The sequence below is a fragment of the Rhizobium sp. CBN3 genome, assembly GCF_030518245.1.
Classification (GTDB): domain Bacteria; phylum Pseudomonadota; class Alphaproteobacteria; order Rhizobiales; family Rhizobiaceae; genus Rhizobium; species Rhizobium aethiopicum_A.
This window is the reverse complement of record NZ_JAULSE010000029.1, coordinates 34,612-54,012: the sequence shown is the minus strand read 5'-3', so window position 1 is coordinate 54,012 and position 19,401 is coordinate 34,612. Positions and strand designations below refer to the sequence as shown.

Annotated in this window: 19 protein-coding genes and 2 pseudogenes; 11 read left to right on the top strand and 10 right to left on the bottom strand. The window is 62.2% G+C overall.

Annotated features, from left to right (window positions below):
• Window positions 1-789: 789 nt before the first annotated feature.
• Entirely contained in the window at window positions 790-1,560 is a 771-nt protein-coding gene (locus QWJ46_RS27730; protein WP_302755429.1) for a hypothetical protein, read from the bottom strand.
• A gap of 503 nt (window positions 1,561-2,063) precedes the next feature.
• Between QWJ46_RS27730 and QWJ46_RS27725 the strand changes: the two genes are divergently transcribed.
• From QWJ46_RS27725 to QWJ46_RS27715, 3 genes are all read left to right on the top strand, one after another.
• Complete coding sequence (locus QWJ46_RS27725) at window positions 2,064-2,429, top strand: hypothetical protein (RefSeq protein WP_302755426.1); 366 nt, start codon at window positions 2,064-2,066, stop codon at window positions 2,427-2,429.
• A 644-nt stretch (window positions 2,430-3,073) separates the two neighbouring features.
• On the top strand, window positions 3,074-4,153 hold the full coding sequence (locus QWJ46_RS27720) for a YihY/virulence factor BrkB family protein (RefSeq protein WP_302755424.1): 1,080 nt from the start codon (window positions 3,074-3,076) through the stop codon (window positions 4,151-4,153).
• A gap of 137 nt (window positions 4,154-4,290) precedes the next feature.
• Window positions 4,291-5,574, top strand: coding sequence for a cystathionine gamma-synthase family protein (locus QWJ46_RS27715; protein WP_302755421.1), 1,284 nt, complete (start codon window positions 4,291-4,293; stop codon window positions 5,572-5,574).
• A gap of 49 nt (window positions 5,575-5,623) precedes the next feature.
• Here QWJ46_RS27715 and QWJ46_RS27710 read toward each other — a convergent pair whose 3' ends face one another.
• The 3 genes from QWJ46_RS27710 to QWJ46_RS27700 form a co-directional block, all read right to left on the bottom strand.
• Window positions 5,624-6,037, bottom strand: coding sequence for a cupin domain-containing protein (locus tag QWJ46_RS27710; protein WP_184459883.1), 414 nt, complete (start codon window positions 6,035-6,037; stop codon window positions 5,624-5,626).
• A 50-nt stretch (window positions 6,038-6,087) separates the two neighbouring features.
• Complete coding sequence (locus tag QWJ46_RS27705; RefSeq protein WP_302755415.1) at window positions 6,088-6,852, bottom strand: SDR family oxidoreductase; 765 nt, start codon at window positions 6,850-6,852, stop codon at window positions 6,088-6,090.
• A 383-nt stretch (window positions 6,853-7,235) separates the two neighbouring features.
• A complete protein-coding gene (locus QWJ46_RS27700; RefSeq protein WP_302755413.1) occupies window positions 7,236-7,697 on the bottom strand; it encodes a cupin domain-containing protein in 462 nt (153 codons plus the stop codon).
• 56 nt (window positions 7,698-7,753) lie between these two features.
• Between QWJ46_RS27700 and QWJ46_RS27695 the strand changes: the two genes are divergently transcribed.
• Entirely contained in the window at window positions 7,754-8,743 is a 990-nt protein-coding gene (locus QWJ46_RS27695; RefSeq protein ID WP_302755411.1) for a LysR family transcriptional regulator, read from the top strand.
• A 70-nt stretch (window positions 8,744-8,813) separates the two neighbouring features.
• Here QWJ46_RS27695 and QWJ46_RS27690 read toward each other — a convergent pair whose 3' ends face one another.
• From QWJ46_RS27690 to QWJ46_RS27680, 3 genes are read right to left on the bottom strand one after another with little or no spacing between them, the layout of a single operon-like run.
• Entirely contained in the window at window positions 8,814-10,013 is a 1,200-nt protein-coding gene (locus QWJ46_RS27690; RefSeq protein ID WP_302755410.1) for a thiolase family protein, read from the bottom strand.
• Entirely contained in the window at window positions 9,991-11,508 is a 1,518-nt protein-coding gene (locus QWJ46_RS27685; protein WP_302755408.1) for a class I adenylate-forming enzyme family protein, read from the bottom strand. Before QWJ46_RS27685 ends, QWJ46_RS27690 begins: the two co-directional genes overlap by 23 nt.
• 3 nt (window positions 11,509-11,511) lie before the next feature.
• Window positions 11,512-11,928 carry a thioesterase family protein gene (locus QWJ46_RS27680; protein WP_302755405.1) on the bottom strand — a complete coding sequence of 139 codons (417 nt, stop codon included), beginning with the start codon at window positions 11,926-11,928 and terminating at the stop codon, window positions 11,512-11,514.
• A 53-nt stretch (window positions 11,929-11,981) separates the two neighbouring features.
• Between QWJ46_RS27680 and QWJ46_RS27675 the strand changes: the two genes are divergently transcribed.
• Complete coding sequence (locus QWJ46_RS27675; RefSeq protein ID WP_302755402.1) at window positions 11,982-12,950, top strand: zinc-dependent alcohol dehydrogenase family protein; 969 nt, start codon at window positions 11,982-11,984, stop codon at window positions 12,948-12,950.
• A 338-nt stretch (window positions 12,951-13,288) separates the two neighbouring features.
• Here QWJ46_RS27675 and QWJ46_RS27670 read toward each other — a convergent pair.
• Window positions 13,289-13,628 (bottom strand): annotated as a pseudogene (locus QWJ46_RS27670) (winged helix-turn-helix transcriptional regulator).
• Window positions 13,629-13,762: 134 nt separating this feature from the next.
• Between QWJ46_RS27670 and rpiB the strand changes: the two are divergent.
• Window positions 13,763-14,213, top strand: a pseudogene (rpiB, locus tag QWJ46_RS31325) (ribose 5-phosphate isomerase B).
• Between the two features lie 24 nt (window positions 14,214-14,237).
• Here rpiB and QWJ46_RS27655 read toward each other — a convergent pair.
• Entirely contained in the window at window positions 14,238-15,113 is an 876-nt protein-coding gene (locus QWJ46_RS27655) for a LysR substrate-binding domain-containing protein (RefSeq protein ID WP_302755398.1), read from the bottom strand.
• 106 nt (window positions 15,114-15,219) lie between these two features.
• Between QWJ46_RS27655 and QWJ46_RS27650 the strand changes: the two genes are divergently transcribed.
• The 5 genes from QWJ46_RS27650 to QWJ46_RS27630 all read left to right on the top strand — a co-directional run bounded on the left by QWJ46_RS27650 (window position 15,220) and on the right by QWJ46_RS27630 (window position 18,244).
• Window positions 15,220-15,924, top strand: coding sequence for an SDR family oxidoreductase (locus QWJ46_RS27650; RefSeq protein WP_302755395.1), 705 nt, complete (start codon window positions 15,220-15,222; stop codon window positions 15,922-15,924).
• 10 nt (window positions 15,925-15,934) lie between these two features.
• Complete coding sequence (locus QWJ46_RS27645) at window positions 15,935-16,510, top strand: pyridoxamine 5'-phosphate oxidase family protein (protein ID WP_302755393.1); 576 nt, start codon at window positions 15,935-15,937, stop codon at window positions 16,508-16,510.
• Between the two features lie 433 nt (window positions 16,511-16,943).
• Window positions 16,944-17,501, top strand: a complete 558-nt coding sequence (locus QWJ46_RS27640; protein WP_302755390.1) for a DUF3299 domain-containing protein — start codon at window positions 16,944-16,946, stop codon at window positions 17,499-17,501.
• 75 nt (window positions 17,502-17,576) lie between these two features.
• Window positions 17,577-17,837 (top strand): antitoxin, encoded by a 261-nt coding sequence (locus QWJ46_RS27635; RefSeq protein ID WP_302755389.1) that lies wholly within the window; start codon window positions 17,577-17,579, stop codon window positions 17,835-17,837.
• The gene (locus QWJ46_RS27630) at window positions 17,834-18,244 is read left to right on the top strand and encodes a type II toxin-antitoxin system VapC family toxin (RefSeq protein ID WP_302755386.1); all 411 of its coding nucleotides are present in this window, start codon (window positions 17,834-17,836) and stop codon (window positions 18,242-18,244) included. Before QWJ46_RS27635 ends, QWJ46_RS27630 begins: the two co-directional genes overlap by 4 nt.
• Window positions 18,245-18,400: 156 nt before the next feature.
• Here QWJ46_RS27630 and QWJ46_RS27625 read toward each other — a convergent pair whose 3' ends face one another.
• Window positions 18,401-19,126: an SDR family oxidoreductase gene (locus QWJ46_RS27625; protein WP_302755384.1), complete on the bottom strand. Its 726-nt coding sequence runs from the start codon at window positions 19,124-19,126 to the stop codon at window positions 18,401-18,403.
• Between the last annotated feature and the right edge of the window lie 275 nt (window positions 19,127-19,401).

The following is a 19,401-nucleotide window of genomic DNA, read 5'->3' as shown; positions in this document are numbered from 1 at the left end:
CCGGCATTCCCTCGAACAGATCGTCGCCCACCATCATCCCCCACGCAAATCAACGACCCACAGAATCACAATCCAATCGCCGCCGCCACAAAACATTCACAGGCTCTGAGGTGCCCCGCAGGGGCCTCGAAGGACGAGGCGGGTGCTCCGGTGCTGATGGCTGCAAGGAGCGACGTTGCGGCCTGTCCTTCGAGGCTCCGGCCTTTGGCCTCCGCGTCAGGATGAGGGAAGTTGAAGGATGCCGCGGTCTGAGGTGCCCGTCAGGGCCTCGAAGGGCGAGGTGGGTGTGCGGCGTCAAAGTGAAAGAAGCCCGGCGCGGGAGAGGGCGCCGGGCTTCGATAGTGACCGACAGCATGGGAGGAGAAGTGCTGTCTATCGGGCCAAAGCAGCCAGGAGGGGCGGCGCTTCGGCTCGTCACGAGGTAGTGTCGCAATAGGGCGAATTCAAGCCGGGGCTGTGTCGATATCGTACAGAAGATGTAGCGGGCGCGGCGCCGCGTCGGCTTGGGGCGTGTCGTTGTCCGCGGACAACGCGCCAAGATACGCTTGTTGAGCGGTCCGTGGATGTGCCTCAACTCAATCGCGCTGGCGTGAGCAAGGCTCGCCATGCAGCCTTGATCGCGAGAAGATCAAACGAGCTTATCCGCTTCGCTCGTGAGCTGCTGATTTTAATTCGCGTCGCCCTGGTCGTTTCAAGCAATAGCAGGATCTCCCAAAAGGCATTAGGAGGAGCGGTGCTGAAATCGATACTGATGCAGACTAGATTGCAGCACTCTTTGACGTATTGCCGTTAGGAAGGGCAGCATAGATGCCTTTTTATCTTGTCATCAACATCAGTTCCCCGAGCCTCCATAACGTAATTGCGCCAGGGGCACCTGTTCGATTTTAGTGCCGTTGGGGACGGGCCAATGGTCAGATGTGACAAACGCTTCTCTCCGCTCGGCCGGAACTCATAGTCACACAGCCAGGGAAGGGCGGCGTCGACTCGTCCGTCGGTCATTGGCTCCGGCGTCACTGACAAGGTAATAGAATTCAATGAAACTCCAGGCCCAAAGAATTCTTCCAGCTCCGATGGCTTCATATCTCGGACCGTGGTCGGATCATTGATGTCGGCAAATGTGACCAGGCGAGGATATTGTTTTGGTGTCAGCTTTTTCGCCTCTGTGATCAGTTGAATTCGATCAAGGGAACGTGCGTACTCGTCTCGATGAACTGATCGAAGTGGTGGATTGGCGAAGAGCGTGACCGCCAGTTCTGTCGCGGCATCGTCAATCAGCGCAAACAGATACTTGTTCGGCGCGACCTCCAATGTCACAGCTTCCCCGGTGAGCTTGAGCGGGCCCCCGTGCCCGCCTCCCGAATCGCCAATTTTGAACCATTCAGGTGGCATATCCCAACTTGCGGCAGTCACCGAACTGGCGGTTACTATCCCATCAGGAGTTTTAACCGACAGCGTAAGCTTCTGCCGCCAACTCCAATGGCGGAAGCCGAATAGGTTTCCCTCCCAATAATAGCTGGCCATCGCGCCGAAAATGAGCACTCCAATGATGCCAAACAGCATAGATCCCCTCATCGTGCTCCTCTGCAATCCAATTCAAGTTTGGCATTAATCTACGATCGAAATCTGAATGGAACCGAAATGTAGTAGAGGATGGTATCTGCGGCGACGGCCGGTGGGCAGGTTCATAGCTCACGATGACGCGATCCAGCGCGCCTATGAGCCCGTGATCGCGATTTGCTCCGCTGCACTTTGCTATAACGAGCCACGCTTCCATGGCCCGGCACCGATCCAGCGGATCTCGAAAGCGATTGCTCCGTTGTCCGCGGACAACGGACGGCTGGGCGACTATCCCAATTCGTGAGGTGGTGGGCAGTTGGTGTCGGCAATCTGCCTTCCCAGTCGATCCATCTCTTGAGCAAGAAGCGTCCGCAGGCTAATGTTCCAGTCTGGAGCCTAACCGAACCTGCTGCCGGGTTGAAGGGCGAGTGGAGTTTCTTGACGACCATGTTCACCAAGGTCGAAGCGTAATCGGCAGACTTCGGCCAGGGACATTGGATCGTCATATGCTGAACCCATCCATCAGGTTCTCGCCTGCGAATATCGCCGCTCTGAAGAAGGCTCTGCGGAGCCAGTATCCTCACATCAAGTCGTCGCACCTCGATGAGGCGATCGCCGCATCGTTCGGGTTCAAATCCTATGCCGCCATGCGTCCGGCGCTGCATCAGCTCGTCGCCTATGCCCGGCTGGTCGTCGAGAGCGATCATCTGCTGCTTCTGCTTCGTTTGGAGGAGCTTGGGTATCGAAACATCGCCCCGGAGCCATTGCGCCGTCTTGTCTGGAATATCGAATTTCCCGATGACCGGTACGACAGCGAAACCGGATATGTTGTCCGGGCGCGCAGGAGGCCGACGGCGGCCAATGCCGGATAGCTCGCGCATCGATCACCAAGCCGCCGACCGTCGCTTGGGCATTGGCGGCGTCGTTGGCGGCCCGCCTTGCTTCCCTCATGTCGTTATCTCGGAAACGCTGCGGGCGATACGCATTGGAGGTGGCCAAGGGAGCGCCGTGGAAATTGCAGATGCTTCAATGACTGGCGTCCAAAGCAAGCACTGTGAAGCTGATCTTTTCCCGGGATAACGGTCGCGGCTATTGCTGCCAGATGCCGCTGGCGCTATTGTTTATGGGGCATATCGTGCAGCGTCTCTACGCTGCGGATTGCCGGTCGCCGCTGCCTGGCAGGCGCCGGATTTGAACGGTGGCAGGCGGAATTCAGGTCTGCGGCGTGTCAATTCGCCGTCCCCAGGGTCGCAAAATCGCTGCTCCTGGCAGGCGCGCGAGAAATCATCAGTATCGCACTAACGAAACTAAACTCGCGCTTCGCTTCCATAGTGGGGCGCGGTTCCAATAAAATCAGTGGCTTGTAGGTCGCGAAGCTGGCGCGAGATCTTCGCTCAAGCGCGCCATTGACCGCCGCGACTCCCCTCCCCCGCCCGGAATTTCCCCAGGGAAGCAACAGCTTGCATCCTTTAGCGGCACCCGGCGTTATCCCCGAAGCAAATCGGAGGATAGGGTAATGGCTGATGCACTCCGCCTCAAGGGATATCCGCTCGCTGCGGCGATGATGGCGGCTGCTGTGGGCGCGTTTGTGTTGCTGCAGGCAAGGCAGCGCGGTTCGCTTGTGCCTTCTGCCGCGGTCGCCTCGTCGGGTGACGATCATGGTCGCAGCGCGGCGACCCCCGAGGCCATTCCGATGAGCGGCCTTCGCGATGTGTTCTGGCGCGTCTTCCATGAGGTCCTCGACGACCGGGTCACCCTCATTGCCGCGGGCGTAACTTTCTATCTGCTGCTGGCGCTGTTCCCGGCCTTGGCGGCCCTGGTCTCGCTGTATGGCCTGGTCGCCGATCCGATCACGATTTCCGAACACCTTCGCGAGCTCGCCATCCTCCTGCCGCCCGGGGCCTTCGATCTTCTTGCCGATCAACTCAAGGCGCTTGTGGAGAAACGCGACAGCACGCTCGGCATCACCTTCTTCGTCGGTCTCGGCATTGCGCTGTGGAGCACCCATAGCGGCACCCTGGCGATCTTCGATGCGATGAACGTCGCCTATGAGGAAAGGGAGAAGCGCAGCCTGGTGCGGTTGAACCTGATCGGCCTCTGCTTCACCCTCTGCGCCGTGGTCTTCGCGGTGGTCGTGGTGGCACTCATGGGCGTGATGCCTGTCGTACTCTCCTATCTCTGGCTTGATCAGTTCAAGGAACATATGGCGCTTCTCTTGAGATGGCCGCTGCTTCTGCTTGTCATCGTCGTGGCCGTGACCTTGGTCTACCGCTTCGGTCCGAGCCGTGAGCCCGCGCGAGTCCGGTGGATGACCTGGGGTGCGGTTCTGACGGCGCTTGCCTGCGCCGCCATGTCGCTCGGCTTCTCCTTCTATCTCGAGCATTTCGCCAATTACGACGCGACCTACGGTACGCTCGGCGCGCTGATCGGCTTTCTCATCTGGATCTGGCTTTCCGTTGTTATTCTCATCGTCGGCGCGGAGCTCAATGCCGAGCTGGAGCATCAGACGGCGCGGGACACGACGACGGGCCATCCGCTGCCGATGGGCGCGCGCGGCGCCTATGTCGCCGATACATTGGGCGAGATCGTGAGCTGAGCGTCTGAGCACGAGACCAAAAAGTGTGAGCGGTTCTTGGTACGACATTATGCTCCACTCTTAATTGAGCAGTCTCGATGACTGCTCCTCGAATTGATGTATCCTGTCCTTCGGCAGGTTCGACAGAGGAGACGATCATGACCGCCCCGCATCCTTCCAAAACCCATATCGGCAATCATGCGCTGCATCCCGAAACGCAGATGCTGAACTACGGCTACGATCCCGAACTTTCGGAAGGGGCGGTCAAGCCGCCGGTGTTCCTGACTTCCACCTTCGTCTTCAATTCCGCCGAGGACGGCAAGGATTTCTTCGATTATGTCTCCGGCCGCCGCGAGCCGCCGGCGGGCAAGGGCGCCGGTCTCGTCTATTCGCGCTTCAATCATCCGAATAGCGAGATCGTCGAAGACAGGCTCGCCGTCTATGAGCGGACCGAAAGCGGCGCGCTCTTCTCTTCGGGCATGGCGGCGATCGCCACCACGCTCTTCGCCTTCGTCCGGCCGGGAGATGCGATCCTGCATTCGCAGCCGCTCTATGGCGGCACCGAAACCTTGCTGGCAAAGACTTTCCTCAATTTCGGGGTCGCCGCGGTCGGTTTTGCCGATGGTGTCAGTGAGGCCTCGGTGCAGAAGGCGGCGGATGAGGCGGTCGGCAAGGGCCGCGTTTCCGTGATCCTCATCGAGACGCCCGCCAATCCGACCAACGGTCTCGTCGACGTCGCGATGATCCGCCGCGTGGCCGATGCGATCGGCGCAAGGCAGGGGCACGTGCCGATCGTCGTCTGCGACAATACGCTGCTCGGGCCGGTCTTCCAGCGGCCGATCGAACATGGCGCCGATATCTCGCTTTATTCGCTGACCAAATATGTCGGCGGCCATTCCGATCTGATCGCCGGCGCTGTCCTCGGGCGCAAGGCTGTCATCAAGCAGGTCAAGGCGCTACGCGGCGCGATCGGTACGCAGCTCGATCCGCATTCCTGCTGGATGCTCGGCCGGTCGCTCGAAACGCTGCAGCTACGCATGGAGCGGGCGAACAGCAATGCGCGGGCGGTGGCCGATTTCCTGCGTGATCATCCGAAGGTCGAGAAGGTTCATTATCTTCCCTATCATGATCCGGACTCGCCCTCCGGCCGCACCTTCGCCGCCCAATGCACCGGCGCCGGCTCGACCTTCTCCTTCGATATCCGCGGCGGCCAGCCGGCCTCCTTCAAATTCCTGAACGCGCTGCAGGTCTTCAAGCTCGCCGTCAGCCTCGGCGGCACGGAGTCGCTCGCAAGCCACCCGGCCGCCATGACACATTCCGGCGTGCCGGCCGATGTCAGGGAGCGCATTGGCGTGCTGGAATCGACAATCCGACTGTCGATCGGCATCGAGCATCCGGATGATCTGATCGCCGATCTGGAGCTGGCGCTGCAGGCTGTTTGACGCGGCGCACGGAATCGATGCCCGGCGGTGCCGGGCATCGAGGACGAGGTCACTTGTCGTCGATCGTCAGTTCCGTCTCGTCGGTATTGAGCACGAACACCGCAAGCAGGCGCGCCGGCTTTGTCTTGCTGGCATTCTTACTGACGGCGTGATGATCGCCGGGAAATTCGGGAAAGCTCTCGCCGGCCTTGTAGGTCTTCTCCGGCCCGTCATTCACCTTGCTGGTGATCGCCCCTTCGAGAACGGTGGCGTAGATGAAGGCCGACTTCGGGTGCGTATGGCCGGGCGACTGGCCCCCCGGCTCATATTCCACCAGCACGGCCTTCATGCTCTTGCCGGGAACATTGGGCAGCTTCTGGTCAAAGACGACGGTCACCTTGGCTTTGCCGCCAGCGGCGCCAGCCTGAGTGCCGGCGGCAAGGACAAGCGCAAAGGCCGCCGCCGAGATGATTTTCCTGAGCATGTCTGGTCTCCTCCGATGATAGGAATAGGTCGATAGGTAACGCTTCCCCGTCAGGCGCTCTTCTTCTGGGGCGGCTGCTGGCTCAGCCAGTCGTCGAAGCGGATCTTGCCGAGCCGCGCATTGGCGCCGGTCACGAGCGAAGTGTCGTCGAGTTCGACGCCGAAATAGCGGGCGTGCGGATCGGTCGTCACCTGGCGCGGATCGTGCGTCGCCTTGAAGAGACGCGTGACGATATCGGTCAGGCGGATCTTCTCCGGCCCGCCGATCTCGATCGTGCCGTTGACGGGAGCAGCGAGCGCCACCTCGGCCATGACGTCGGCGACGTCGTCCGAGGCGATCGGCTGAAGATAGGCCGGCGACAGATGCACGGTCTGGCCGACCGTGTTCGACTGGGCGATGCCCGCCATGAATTCATGAAACTGGGTGGAGTGCACGATCGTATAGGGTATGCCCGAGCTCTTGATCAGCTCTTCCTGCGCCATCTTGGCGCGCATGTAACCGCTGCCCTGCAGCCGTTCCATGCCGACGATCGAAAGCGCGATGTGATGTTTCACGCCGGCCACAGCCCCGGCCTTGAGCAGGTTGCGGCCCGAAGTCTGAAAGAATTCGAGCACGGCCTGGTCTTCGAAGGAAGGCGAGTTGGCGAGGTCGAGCACCACCTGCGCCCCGGCAAGCGCTTCGGCCACACCTTGGCCGGTGATCGTGTCGACGCCCGAATTCGGCGAGGCCGCCAAAACGTCGTGTCCCTTCTTGCGCAACCTTTCCACCGTCTTCGAGCCGATGAGGCCGGTACCGCCGATAACGACGATCTTCATGGTAATCTCCCTGGTCCTTTGCGAGGAATGTCCTCTGTTGATTTTAAAATGGGGCCGCAAACCGCCTCTTCAGTGGGGTAGGCGGTTCGATCGGCATCAGAACAATCGCCACGTGGATTGACGGCGCCGACCATAGCCAACGGCCAAGAGAATGCGCCGGATCGGGGGCTCGAACCATTCTCTCTCGGTCGCTGTCGTCCTATGCCAAGGCAGTAGCGCAACTCTCCTGCGGTCGAGGTGTGCCGCCGGTGGAGATGGCCGGAGCTGAGGATGTGCGTGCCGCCTTCGATGCCGTCGCGATGGAGACGGAGGCGTTCAAGCGTCGGGCTACGGGTGGGAGAGGCGATCGGCGCATTTGCAATCGTTGATGCGGGGTGCCGTTGTCAGGACGTCCGGGCGGCGTCCCAATCCGGCGGCCCGCGAAATTCGATGCCATAACGTTCCGCAAGCTGGAGCAACCGTTCCATGTGCTCCGGCAGATGAGGAGCCTGCACAGCTGCCTCGATGAAGAATTCTTCCATGCCGCCCGGCGTCAGGATGGTGAGATTGCGTCCGGGAGACGCGCTTGCCACTCGAAATGTGTGCGGCACGCCACGCGGCAGGAAGATCGATCTTCCTGCGGCAACCGGGACGATCGCGCCGTTCAGCCAGAACTCATAGTCGCCTTCGATCACATGGATCACCTCGTCCTCATTGTGATGGATGTGGACGGGCGGCCCGCCGCCTGCAGGCACGGTGCCTTCAAAAACGCCGACAATTCCGCCGCTCTCAAATCGTCCCACATGTATGGTGTAGGCAGTGTCCATCCAGCTCACGGTCCGCCCGATGCCCCCAGCGATGTTCATCGCAATTTCCTTCCAAGGTTGAATGGAATAGAGTTTTATACTGCTGTCCCAAACTATTGCCGGAAGCGGCTGCACGGAAATTGAATGATCATATAAGGGATATTGAGTCCGTGAATTTCTCAGCCCTCGATCTGAATCTGCTGCGTGTATTCGACGCCATGATGGCGGAGCTCTCGACCGTGCGGGCCGGCGAGCGCGTCGGCTTGTCCCAGCCGGCCGTGAGTTCGGCTTTGGGGAGACTGCGCGCCCTCTTGGACGACGAATTGTTCGTCCGGGAAGGCAATCAGATGATGCCGACCGCCCGGGCGCTTGAGCTGCGTGAACCGATAAGGCAAGCCCTGGCCGGCATGGAAGAGGCATTGGCGACGAACGCTGCCTTCGACCCCGCTACCTCGAGCCGATCCTTCATGCTGGTCGGATCGGACTACTTCTCCTCGCTGTTGATGCCGCCGCTTGCTGCACGCCTGGCCAAAGCGGCGCCCTCCATCAGCCTGCAGATGATCGATCATGCATCATCGGAAGTCTTCGAGATGCTGCGTGACGGCCGGGCTGACATCGTTATTGATCGCTCGCTCGAACCGCCTGAATGGATTATTAGCCGCAAGCTGTTCCAATCATGGCTGGTATGCATTGCCAAGCGAGGACATTCGCTCCTTGCCAGCCATGGCGTTTCTCCAGGAGACACCATACCGGCGGAGGTCTTCTGCGCTGTTCCCCACGTCCTGCGCTCGGCCGATGGCAGCAGGACGGGGACGATCGATCCCGCCCTTGCACGCCTGGGTCTCGCCAGGCGTGTCATGGTCACGGTGCCGCATTTCCACGCGGTCGCTCTTGCTGTTGAAGCGAGCGAAATGCTGGGGAGCATTCCGGTTCATTTCGCGCGCATGTTGACCGGCCGGCTGATGCTCGACGTGTTCATGCCCCCAATGGATTCGCCGAAAATGGACGTGACCATGTATTGGCTTCGTCGTTTCGATCGCGATCCGGGGGGTGTCTGGCTTCGGGATCAGATTGCGGGCGCCCTCGCCGCACCGGAGCCGCCTTGATTTCCAATATCGATTGAGCCAGATCACAATAGGATTGAAACCGGCAGCGCACGTGCCTGTGGCGGTCTTCTCAGAAGAGGCGGACAGCCTCGAACAGCGCCGTGAGCCCGATGCCGCCGCCGATGCCGATCATGGCGAGGCCGGTTGTGCCTGGTGCCCAGCCGTCCCTGCGGATCAGCTGGCCGTAGAGCCGGGTGACCAGGATCGCGCCGGATGCGCCGAAGGGATGGCCAAGAGCGATGGCGCCGCCCTCTTTGTTGACCGTGTCGGCTGATAGATCCAGCTGATCGAGCGACGCCAGAACCTGGGCCGCGAAAGCCTCGTTGAATTCGATGGCGTCGATTGCGGAAAGCGACAGGTGAGGCTGGCGCTGCAGAAGCTTGTCCGTCGAGGCGACCGGGCCGATGCCGAGCAGGTTGGGGTCGACGCCGGCGGCGGCGCTGTCGATGAAGGCGAGGCCTTTTTCGATGCCGAGGCTCTTCGCCATGCCGCGGCTCATGACGAGCACCAGGCAGGCGCCGTCGTTCACAGGGCAAGCATTGCCTGCCGTCACCGAGCCATCCGCCAGGAAAACGGGTTTCAGCTTTGCGAGCGCCTCGAGCGAGGTCGTCGGGCGCGGACATTCGTCTCGCGTTACGGGGCCGCTGGCGGTGGCGATCTCGACGATCTCCGGCCGGAAGCGGCCTGCTTCGGCCGCTGCGACGGCGAGCCGGTGACTGCGTAGGGCGAACTCATCCTGAAGCCGGCGCGAGATGTCAAACTTGCGCGCAACATTTTCGGCGGCGATGCCCATCTCGGGATCGCCGATCGCCTCAGGTGAAAACCGCGCCCGCCCGTAAAAGCGCGGCACGGCGCCATTCGTCTTAGGTCGTTCCACGCGCCACGGCGCAGTGCTGACGCTTTCGACGCCGCCGGCAAGGAAACACGAACCGGCCTTCGCCTGGATCAGCCGAGCGGCCATGATGATCGCTTCGAGGCCGGAACCGCATTGCCGGTCGATCGCAACACCGGGAACGGCCATGGGCAGGCCGGCATGGAGGGCGGCCAGCCGGCCGATATTGCCGCCGCCGCCGGCGGCATTGCCGACCAGCACGTCGTCGAGGGCATCGGGCGCAACGCCTGTTTCTGCGACGATCCGGCGGATGATGGGGGTAAGCAGGTCTTCGGCTGCAACCGTCGACAGCGAGCAGAAGGCCCGGCCGATCGGCGTGCGGTAGGCGGCGACCACGACCGGCTGCCAATCCTCGTCAGGCTGATAGGCGTAGGACAAGACCGTCTCCAGAAATCACCGATGCCTCTACCTGCCCGCGCGCGATCTTGCCGCTGCTCGTCATCGGCCAGGCGCCGATATGGTAGAACTGCCTGGGGATCTTGAACCTTGCAAGCCTGCCTGCGCAATGCTCGGCAAGCATTTTCGCATCCATCGCCTCCCCCGAGACGACGGCAACGATGCTTTGGCCGTAATAGGGGTCCGGCCGCCCGAAGACGACGGCATCTTCGACGCCGCGGCAGGTTTTGAGCGCGCTCTCGACTTCGGCGGGATAGACGTTGTTGCCGCCCGATATCATCATGCCGCCCGCCCGGCCGATCACCCGCAGCATGCCGTTTGCATCGATTTCGCCGAGATCGCCGACAGTCGCGCCCGCCGGGGTGACCCGGAATGCCTGGCCGTCGTCGCCCCAGAGATAGCCGTCGGCAATCAGGTCGCTGTTGACGAAGATGGTGCCCGGCACATCGGTGCCGACATCGTTTTCCTCCGGGTCGCGAATGGAGATTTCGACGCCGGGATAGGCTCGCCCGACCCGGTCGATCGGAAAATCGGTCGCGCCGCCAACCAGCGTCGAAACGGTCATGAAACCGATCTCGGAGGCGCCGTAATATTCCCGGATGCGCGCCTTCGGAAAAAGTCGGCGCATGGATTGGACTTCGTTGAGGTTTAGCTTGGCGCCGGCGGTCAGCACCTCGCGTAAGGATTCCATCGGCTCGCTCCATGCCCGGGCGATGCCCGCTATATGGGTGGGCACGGCAACCAGCCGCTCTATCTTTTCTGAGGAGAGAATGCGCGCGACCGCGCCGGCATCCCATTTCCCGATCGAATGGAAGGTTGCTCCGGCATCGAGCGCTTCGACGAGTGCGTAAAGCGCGAGCCCATGCGCCAGCGCTCCCGGGCACAGGGTCGAGGGCGCGTCCTGGAGTTCGAACACGAGACGCCCCCGATCGAGGCTTCGGCGCCACTGTTCGCGCGAGCGGTAATAGGCCTTCGGTTCGGCTGTCGTGCCCGAGGTGAAGCCGATCAGGAAGATCCCCCCGGCATCGACGGGCATGTCGTCTCCCGTCGCGGCGAGGTCAAAGGGCTCCGCGCCGGCGACGATCACGGGAACACCGAGCCGGCGGCCGATCTCGGCGCTTGCGCTGGCAGCATCATCGACGACAAGCGCGTCAGGCGCCAGGCGCTCGACGATGCGCTCGATCGTTGCCTCCGGCATCATCGGATCGATGACAGAGCAGGCATTCGCCAGTGCGGTGGCGGCGATAAAATACTCTGCAAAACCGATGTGATTGCCGAGGCTGACCGCTACAAGCTTCTCGACGCCGGGAAGATCGAATGAACGGCCGTTCGAGCGCGGAAGCGCCTGGATGAACCGGTAGATCGCGCCGGCGCGGCTATAGAGTTCGCCATAGCTCAGGGAGCCACCGTCGATCACGACTGCCGGCTTGTCCGGTCTCTCTGTGGCGTGTCGAAGAAGCTCCGCGTGGATCGGCATGGGTCAGCCCTGCGACAAGGCGGCTCTCGTCGCCTCGGGGATCGGCGTCGGGCGGCTGTCGGAAAGGCCGACGCAGACCCAGACGAGGCCGGCCGAGGCGCAATGGGCGCCGTCGCGCTGGCGATAGAGCTCGATCGTAAAGGAGAGGCTTGACCGCCCGATCTTCTCGACCTTGACCTTCGCCTCGACGATATCGTCGACGTCGATCGGGTTGTGAAAGGTGATCTCCGCCTTCTTCACGTGATAGGCAACACCTGAGGTGGTGTGGCGGAAGTGGCTGAGGATCTCCCGGTGGCGCAGGAACTCGACGACCGCATCCTCGCAATAATCGAGGTAAACCGAATTGTGGACATGGCCATAAATGTCGATGTCTCGCATCGAGACCCGGAACGATGCTAAAGGCCTGTCGTCAACGCTCATTCGATCACCGAAATTTCGAAGGCGTGTTCTAACCGACTGTGTGGGGGATGCAAATGCAATATCAGGCGGTCGTGCGAAAATTCGGGCCGGCCGAGGAGGTCGTCGGCATCGAACGGGCCGAACTGGGGCCGCTATCGCGCGACCAGGTTCGCGTCCGCCTGCTGGCGCGCTCGATCAATCCCTCCGATATCATCACGATTTCAGGCGCCTATGCCGGCCGCACGACCCTGCCCTTCATCCCCGGCTTCGAAGCCTTCGGCGTGGTCGAAGCATGCGGCGAAGAGGTTCATGGGCTGGTGCCGGGGGCGCGCGTGCTGCCGGTTCGCAGTGCCGGCGGATGGCAGGAGTTCAAGGATACCGATCCGAACTGGTGCCTTCGCGTGCCCGACGCGCTTTCGGATTTCGAGGCCGCGACCAGCTATGTCAACCCGATGACCGCCTGGCTGATGCTGCATAAGAAGATCGGGCTGAGACCCGGCATGCGTATCGCCATCAATGCCGCCGCCTCTTCGATCGGGTCTGTCCTGATCGGCATGGCGAATGCCGTCGGCGTGGAGCCGATCGCAATCGTCCGCGGCGAAGAATCCCTCGCGCGCCTGCGGGGCCGGCTGGAGGCGGTTATCGTCGACAGGGCGGGCAGCGATCTCGCCGCCGGCCTCGCCGGCAGGTCCGGGCTCGATGCAGTGTTCGACTGCGTCGGCGGCGCGCGCGCCTCGGTGCTTGCCGATGCGCTGAAGCCTGGCGGTTACTTCCTGCATTACGGTCTGCTTTCGGGCGAGAGCATCCCGCCGTCATTCTGGGCCTCCCATCTCGATATTGCCTTTTCCTATTGTCACCTCAGGGAATGGGTTCATTCCGAAGCGATGGGCGATGTCCAGCGCGCGTATTCCGAGGTCGCGGCGCAGATCGCCTCCAAGGTGATCGCGACCGAGGTGCGGGAGGTGTTTCCTCTGCAAAAGATCGGCGAAGCGTTGCGCGCCGCCTTGCCCTTCCGGACGGGTGGCAAGGTGTTGCTGGCGTGATGGGCGGAGAGGTTGCGACCCTAATTATTGCCCTTCGCTTTGCGCTCAGCGCATTCGCTCCTGTCGTCGCTCACCCCCTCATCTGCCCTGACGGGCGTCTTCTCCCCACTGGGGCGAAGGGGGGAGCAAACCGCACGGTGGCCATACCTACCGCAAACGTCTCAAATGGAGCGAGGCGTTGCCACGATTCCCCTTCGCCCCAGCGGGGAGAAGATGCCGGCAGGCAGATGAGGGGGTGAGGAGCGTTAGCGACGTACGCCTTGAGCACAAGCGAAGGCAAATAACGGATCCCAAATCTCGATCAGGTGGCAAGCATTGAGTTATTGGCGGCTTAAACTCTAACCCCTTTCATTCCGCTCTCGCGCACTCATGATTTGCGAATGGTTCCACTCCCGCCCATCCGATCAGCCCGTTCAACGGGATCAGGAAGGAGCGCCCCATCTCCGTCAGTTCATATCCCACCCGCGGCGGAACCTCGGGATAGACCGTACGCCGCACGAAGCCGTCCTGTTCCAGATGCCGCAATGTGTTGGAGAGCATCTGTTTCGAAATGTCGCCGATCTCGCGCAGCAGTTCGTTGAAGCGCTTCTTCCCGTCTTCCAGCGCTTCGAAGGTCAGCAGGCTCCATTGATCGCCGATGCGATCGAGCACGCCTCTTCTCGCAATTTCGGAAGTCAGAACAGGTTCACGGCCCTGAGTTTCGAAGCAGTTGGCGCATTCGTCCGGCTATGTCCGAAGAATTGAAGAAACAACAGCATCTGAAGCAACTTGGCCAAGCCGCCAATTGCCTCCGAAAACGAGGCGACTTTTCCATGACCGCCAGCAACCGCATCGTCCTCTCGAGTGACCACGCCGCCATTCAGCTCCGGCAGGCTATCGCCGCCCACATCACGGAGCGTGGCTGGGTGGCGGTCGATATCGGTCCGACCACGCCGGAGAGTACGCATTATCCCAAGCACGGAGAAGCGGCGGCGCGGCTCGTTGCCTCCAGGGATTGCAGGTTCGGTATCATTCTGTGCGGCACCGGCCAGGGCATCATGATGGCGGCGAATAAGGTCAAAGGCATCCGTTGCGGCGTCTGCGCCGACACCTTCTCGGCCCGCAAGATCCGCGAGCACAACGATGCCAACATGCTGTCGATTTGGCGTGCGCGTTGTCGGCGAAGGGCTGGCGCTGGATATCGTGGATGCGTTCCTGGTTGCCCGTTTCGAGGGCGGCCGGCATGCGACGCGGGTTGAGATGATCGAGGCGCTGGAGGGCTAGCGCCCTCCTTTCATGCGGTGCGCTTCAGGAAAGCGACAGCTGCGTCGCACACCAGTCCCAGACCGCGTCCACGGCCTTTCGCGGCGATGACGAGCGTTTGCGCACGAGGAAGTAATCGGGTCCGATGGTTGCCGTCGCATCCGTCACCCGCACCAGCCGCCCGGCCTCGAGATCGGCGGTGACAAAAGCCCGGCAGGCGAGCACGATGCCCTGGCCGGCGAGTGCTGCGTCCAGCGCCAGTGTCGTATGGTTGAAGGCCGCGCCGGGCAGCTTCTCGCGCGTGCGCAGGAATACCGGCCAGTGATCGTGCGAGTCATGCAAGAGCGGCAGTTTGCGAAGTTCTTCGATGCTCAAGGGCAAGGTCAGGCCCTTGACCAGATGCGGGCTTGCGACCGCGACCAGCTCCTGGCGGAACAAGAGCTGCGCCTGCAGGTTCGCCGGAAAAGGCGGGCGGGTGAGGCGCACTGCGATATCCACCTGGTCGCGATCGAAATCGGCGAGCGCTTCGGTCGCGACCGTCCTCAGATCGATATCGGGAAGGGCGGCATAGAGCTCGGCGAGCCGCGGGATCAGCAGCCTGGTGGCGACCGTGGGGGTGGCGGTGATCGTTACCATTTCCGGCCGGTCAAGAAGCCGCGCGGTCGCTTCGGCGAGCGTATCGAAGGCGCGGGTCACGTCCGCCAGATAGGCCGTGCCATAGGCAGTGAGCGCAAGGCCGCGGGCAAGGCGCTGGAACAGCCTGAGGCCGAGCTGCTCTTCCAGCGCGCGAACCTGCTGCGCGACCGCCCCTTGCGTGACGCCGAGTTCTTCGGCGGCGGCGCGGAAATTCAGCCGGCGGCCCGAGGCCTCGAAGGCGCGGAGCGCATTCAGAGGCGGCAGCGTGCGGCGGGATTGGGTCATCGGCATATCCAGTAGATTTTCTACAGTCTGACAGCTTTCTTTCTCGCGCGAAAGTCCCACCGGCATCTGTCATAATGCCGCGCAAAATCAGCTATCGGAGGTCTCAATGTCTGAAGGAAAAGTCGCTCTCATCACCGCAGGCGGGTCCGGCATGGGGGCTGCGGCGGCCCGGAAGCTCGCCGGTGACGGCTATCGCGTCGCGATTCTTTCTTCCTCCGGCAAGGGAGAGGCGCTGGGGAAGGAACTCGGCGGCGTCGGCGTCACCGGCTCGAACCAGTCGATCGACGACGTCAAGCGCCTCGTCGATCTGGCGATGGCGACATGGGGGCGGATCGATGCTTTGGTCAATTCCGCCGGCCACGGCCCGCGTGCGCCGATCCTCGAAATCTCCGACGAGGACTGGCACAAGGGCATGGAGGTCTATTTCCTCAGTGCGGTGCGGCCGACCCGGCTGGTGACGCCGATCATGGAAGCCCAGGGCGGCGGCGCGATCGTCAATATCTCCACGGCATGGGCCTTCGAACCGTCTCCGATGTTCCCGACCTCGGCGGTCGCCCGGGCGGGACTGGCGAGCTTCACCAAGATCTTCGCCGACACCTATGCGGCCAAGAACATCCGCATGAACAACGTCCTGCCCGGCTGGATCGACAGCCTGCCCGCCACCGACGAGCGGCGTGACAGCGTTCCGATGGGCCGCTACGGCACGAGCGAGGAAATCGCCGCCACCATCGCCTTCCTCCTGTCGGAAGGTGCGGGTTACATCACCGGCCAGAACATCCGCGTCGACGGCGGCATCGCCCGTTCCGTCTGAGCGACTGCCGGTGGATCTCACTGACATCGATGCTTCGGCATGGGCGGAACTCGAAACGGCTGCGGCAGGTCCGCAGTCGGGTTTCCGCTATGTGAACCTCTGCTCGGTCGATGCCGAGGCCAGGCCGCAGGCGCGCATGGTGGTGCTGCGGGCGGCCGACGGAGCGACGCGTAGCCTTGAATTCCACACCGATACGCGCAGCCCAAAATGGCTGGAGCTTTCGGCAAATCCTCAGGTCACCGTCCTCGGCTTCTGCCCACAGGCCCGGCTGCAGCTTCGGCTTCAAGGCACGGTCGAATGCCATGGCCCCGGAAGCGAACGTGCCGAAACCGCCTGGGAGAGACTCCCCGGCCGGACGCGGATGACTTACATCGGCGGACCGCCGGGAGATGAATGCGCCTTCGAAACCATGGGCGAATTGCCGGAGCCTCGCGACGAAGCGGAGGGGAAGGCGCGCTTTGGCGTCCTGAGTTTTCGCGCCCGGACACTGGACTGGTTTCAATTGCGCCAGCAGGACAACCGAAGAGCCCTGTTCAGCTATGACGAAACCGGCGCCCTCACCCATTCGCGATGGATCAATCCGTGAGCCTGAAATTGACGGTGCGAATCCTTGTTAAGTGCATGACATGAATAGGATGGCAGCCTATTCTCGGCGGCGAGAGGCTGTCAAAGCCGCTCGCGACCGTCGTTCAGCTCTTCAACCCCGATGTGATCGTCGTCGTCGGCTTGTTCTGCGCGAAATATTGCAGCGGCAGTGCGCGCGGGTCGATCTCAGCGCCCTCGACGTGGCCGGCCGGCGGCCGTTGACCAGGCCGACACTCGCCGTGACCCCTCTCTCGGGTCCCGCCGGGCTTGCGGAGGCCGCCTCGCTCTGCTGCTGATCGCCGCCGAGCTGCTTGGTCAGCATTCGCCGACGGCCAACACGCACAGGGAGCTCGGCGGATGGACGGGCGAGCGGGATCGGGAGTAGCATCCGTGCGGCAGTGGCAGGCGGTCCGCGACCGGCCCGGGGAGATGCGATGATGAAGCTGAGACCTTTTTTCCTGACGTTCGCGATGCTGGCATTCGGCTTCGCATGGCTGGTTTCCGACACCTTGGCTGCAGCGCAGCCCATTTTCTGGAGCGCTTTGCGGCCCGCCGATCAGGCCAAGGCGAGGGTGCCGCTGTCGGGCAAGGCGGTCAGCGGTCCGCAGGGCGAAACGCTTGCCTGGCATGATGAGGGGCATCCGGTCGACTTGACGGGCTTCGTCTTGCCGATCGACCGGGACGGCGACCTTGTCTACGAATTCATGCTGGTGCCCTGGGCCGGAGCCTGCAGCCACATGCCTTCCCCGCCGCCCAACCAGCTGGTGCGTGTCGTTCCGCAAGAGCCTCTGCATCTCGAAAGAATGTATGAGACCGTCACCGTGACGGGCACGCTGCGGCCCGGCATGGACCAGGCGCAGTTCTTCATGATCGACGGTGTGCGCGTCCTTGCCTACGGCTACAGCATGAGCCATGCCCAGGTGGCGAAGGCGATGGCGACTGATGATCCCGATCTGCTGACGCTCTCGCCTTTCGGCATTTTGCCTCGGTAGTGGAAAGGCTCCTTGCAGAAACGTCGTGCGTCGCGTATATACATAAGTATATATACAAGCTGCGGAGAATGCTCTATGCCGCAATATGCGCGGGTGTTTCAATCCGGCAATTCGCAGGCCGTGCGGCTGCCGAAGGAGTTCCGTTTCGACGTGGAACAGGTGGAAGTGACGCGGGAAGGCGATGCCGTCATTCTCCGGCCGCGGGTCGATAGCCGCGTGCGGTGGGCGTCGTTGCGAAACGCTCTCGAACGCGGGCTCAGCGACGATTTCATGGCACAAGGGCGAGAACAGCCCGAGGATCAGGAGAGGCCTGGTCTTCAGGACCTGTTCAAGTGATTACGCATCTGATCGACACCAATGCCGTGATTGCCTTGATCGGTCGCAAGGCCGACATGCTGCTCTCCCGCGTGATGGAGAGCGACGAGGGATCGATCGGCCTCTCCACCGTCGTCATGCACGAACTCTATTACGGCGCCTACAAGTGCGCTAAAGTTTCCTACAATCTCGAAACCCTGCGCCTGTTCATGGCGGATTTCCCAGCTATCGGTGTCGAGCGCGAGGATGCGCTGGCAGCCGGGGAGATCCGCGCCGCATTGGCGGCCAAGGGAAAGCCGATCGGTCCCTACGATGTGCTGATTGCCGCGCAAGCCAGGAGCCGCGATCTGGTTCTCGTCACCAACAATGTCGGGGAATTCCAGCGCGTCGAAGGCTTGCGCGTCGAGGATTGGACGGTCGGGCGGTAGTCCAAGAGAGCTTCAGCGGCGTTTAGGCGTGTTCTTCGAGACACTGCCTTCCGCCTGTTCAGGATAAGGTGGATGAGCGTGCCACTCGGCACGCTTTGTCCACATTCTCCCGCAGTTCAGCTTATGCAGAAGGATCCGCTCTGCCTTCCGCTCAAGTCAAATGTCGAAGGAGCTCGGCAGGATCACCATGTCGCGGATCGTCACGTTGCGCGGCCGGGTCAGCATGAAGAGCACGGCTTCGGCGACGTCTCGCGGTTCGATCAGGGCGCCAGCCTCCCTTGCTTTGCGCAGGTTCTCCTCCGGCCAGTCCTTCAGCAAGGCGCTGACGACCGGGCCCGGCGAGACGGACCCGACGCGGATGCCGTTCTTGAAGAGTTGCCGCCGCATGGTCTGGACGAAGCAGTGCATCGCCCACTTCGAAGGGGAGTAGACCGGCTCCCATGGAACGGGGGCGTGGCCCGCGACCGAACTGGTCACGATGATATCTCCCGTCCCTCTTTCGATCATGTGGGGTATGACCGTGCGGACGTTCTTTATGACGACGTTCACATTGAGATTGAGCATGCGGTCGATCGCATCCAGGCCGGCGTCCGCCAGATCTCCGCCGATATAGGTGCCCGCATTCGCATGGAAGATGTCCAACTGGCCGGCCTTCGATAGAATACGGTCAAGCAGGCCCGCGCACTCCTCGGGGTCAAGAAGGTCGAGCCGCAACGCGATCGCCTTCGATCCAAGCCTGCCGCAGGCCTCGTTCAGCGCCGCTTCGTCCCGATCGATCATCACGACCGAACCGCCCGCCGCGATGATCGCTTCGGTCGATGCCAGTCCAATTCCCGAGGCAGCTCCGGTGATGGCGGCGACCTTACCCTGCAAAGCGTTCATATCAACTCCTCCCGTGTGTCGATCATCTATCGCATGGGAGGTCCGCCATGGCTAGGAGCGGGTAGTCCAGGAGAGCCTCATCAAAGGGCGAGGCGGGTGCCCTGACGGTTGATGAATGCAAGACGCGCCGTTGCGGCGTGTCCTTCGAGGCTTCGGCCTTTGGCCTGCGCGCCTCAAGGATGAGGGGCGTTGGAGTATGCCGCGCCAGCTATCTCACTGCCGAGGATGCGCTCAGGAGAGATCCGTACTGTACTGGCGGCAAAGGGAACCGGGCA